Genomic DNA, 2,500 nt, shown 5'->3' on the forward strand with positions numbered 1-2,500 from the left:
GATGAGCCGACATCGAGGTGCCAAACCTCCCCGTCGATGTGGACTCTTGGGGGAGATCAGCCTGTTATCCCTAGAGTACCTTTTATCCGTTGAGCGATGGCCCGTCCACGTGGGACCACCGGATCACTATGGCCGACTTTCGTCTCTGATCGAGCTGTCACTCTCACAGTCAGGCGGGCTTATGCCATTGCACTCGACAGCCGGTTTCCGACCGGCCTGAGCCCACCATCGCGCGCCTCCGTTACACTTTGGGAGGCGACCGCCCCAGTCAAACTGCCCACCATGCAGGGTCCCGGACCAGGCTTACTGGTCTCGGTTAGACATCAGAAAAATTCAGGGTCGTATTTCAAGGATGGCTCCACCCGAGCTGGCGCCCTGGTTTCAAAGCCTCCGACCTATCCTACACAGAATGTCTCTGATGCCACTGCAAAGCTGCAGTAAAGGTTCATAGGGTCTTTCCGTCTGACCGCGGGTACCCCGCATCTTCACGGGGAATTCAATTTCGCTGAGTCGATGCTGGAGACAGTGGGGAAGTCGTTACGCCATTCGTGCAGGTCGGAACTTACCCGACAAGGAATTTCGCTACCTTAGGACCGTTATAGTTACGGCCGCCGTTTACCGGGGCTTCAATTCAGTGCTTGCACACCTCCTCTTAACCTTCCGGCACCGGGCAGGCGTCAGGCCCTATACGTCATCTCACGATTTCGCAGAGCCCTGTGTTTTTACTAAACAGTCGCTACCCCCTGGTCTGTGCCACCCAATCATGGTTGCCCACGGTTGGGTCTCGTTTATCCCGAAGTTACACGAGCAATTTGCCTAGTTCCTTCAGCATCGTTCTCTCAAGCGCCTTGGTATTCTCTACCAGTCCACCTGTGTCGGTTTCGGGTACGGTCTATACGCCAGAGCTATTTCCTGGAATGATTGAAAAGCCTGTTCAATCCGTTAAGGACAGACAACATCTCTCATTCGTCACTTCTGGCAGGCCCAGTAATATTCAACTGGTTCCCATCGACTACGGCTCTCGCCCTCGCCTTAGGGGCCGGCTCACCCTGCGTGGATTAACCTTGCGCAGGAACCCTTGGACTTTCGGCGACAGTGTTTCTCGCACTGTTTGTCGCTACTCATGTCAGCATTCGCACTTCCGATATCTCCAGAGAGGGTCACCCCGTCTCCTTCGCAGACTTACGGAACGCTCCGCTACCGCGCATACAAAGTATGCACCCACAGCTTCGGCACGTGGCTTGAGCCCCGTTACATTTTCGGCGCAGGGTTTCTAATAGACCAGTGAGCTATTACGCTTTCTTTAAAGGATGGCTGCTTCTAAGCCAACCTCCTGGTTGTTTTGGAATCCCCACATCCTTTCCCACTTAGCCACGATTTAGGGGCCTTAGCTGGTGGTCTGGGCTGTTTCCCTCTCGACAATGGACCTTAGCACCCACTGTCTGTCTGCCGGGCTATACTCCTGGGTATTCGGAGTTTGGTTAGGTTTGGTAAGGCTTTGGGCCCCCCTAGCCCATCCAGTGCTCTACCCCCCAGGGTAAACACCCGACGATCTACCTCAATAGATTTCGCGGAGAACCAGCTATCTCCGAGTTTGATTGGCCTTTCACCCCTAGCCACAGCTCATCCCCGACTTTTTCAACAGGCGTGGGTTCGGCCCTCCAGTGCGTGTTACCGCACCTTCAGCCTGGCCATGGCTAGATCACTCGGTTTCGGGTCTTCTGCCAGCAACTCATTCGCCCTATTCAGACTCGCTTTCGCTACGCCTACACCTAACGGCTTAAGCTCGCTGCAAACAGAAACTCGCTGACCCATTATACAAAAGGTACGCCGTCACCCCATAAGAGGCTCCGACTGCTTGTAGGCGTCCGGTTTCAGGTCTCTTTCACTCCCCTCATCGGGGTGCTTTTCACCTTTCCCTCACGGTACTTGTTCGCTATCGGTCACTAAGGAGTATTTAGGCTTGGAGGGTGGTCCCCCCATGTTCAGACAGGGTTTCACGTGCCCCGCCCTACTCGAATCCTCATCAGAACACTACGCTTACGGGGCTATCACCCATTCTTGCCGGACTTTCCAGACCGTTCAGCTTCTTCCTGATCAGGCATTGGCCTGCTCCGCGTTCGCTCGCCACTACTAGCGGAATCTCTGTTGATGTCTTTTCCTCCAGGTACTGAGATGTTTCAGTTCCCCGGGTTTGCCTCATACACCTATGTATTCAGTGCATGATCCTCTTGCGAGGGGGTTGCCCCATTCGGACATCCACGGATCAAAGCCTGTTCGCGGCTCCCCATGGCTTTTCGCAGCGTACCACGTCCTTCATCGCCTCTTAGTGCCAAGGCATCCACCGAACGCCCTTCTCATTCTCACACCATTCTTCATCCGAAGATGAAGACACATGCACAGAAACCAGCCACACCACAAAGATGTTGCCGACTTCCACACTTATGCGGTGTCAGTCACACTTTTCTTCACGCTGTCTGAATGCTTTCCCATTTCCTTA

1 rRNA gene is annotated in these 2,500 nt (G+C 54.3%); it reads right to left on the bottom strand.

The features are described 5' to 3' along the window. Positions 1–2,368: ribosomal RNA gene (locus tag GRO01_RS13205) — 23S ribosomal RNA — on the bottom strand; the annotation flags it as partial. Positions 2,369–2,500 lie beyond the last annotated feature (132 nt).

Origin of the sequence: Gluconobacter roseus NBRC 3990 (assembly GCF_006538885.1) — a bacterium.
Lineage (GTDB): Bacteria > Pseudomonadota > Alphaproteobacteria > Acetobacterales > Acetobacteraceae > Gluconobacter > Gluconobacter roseus.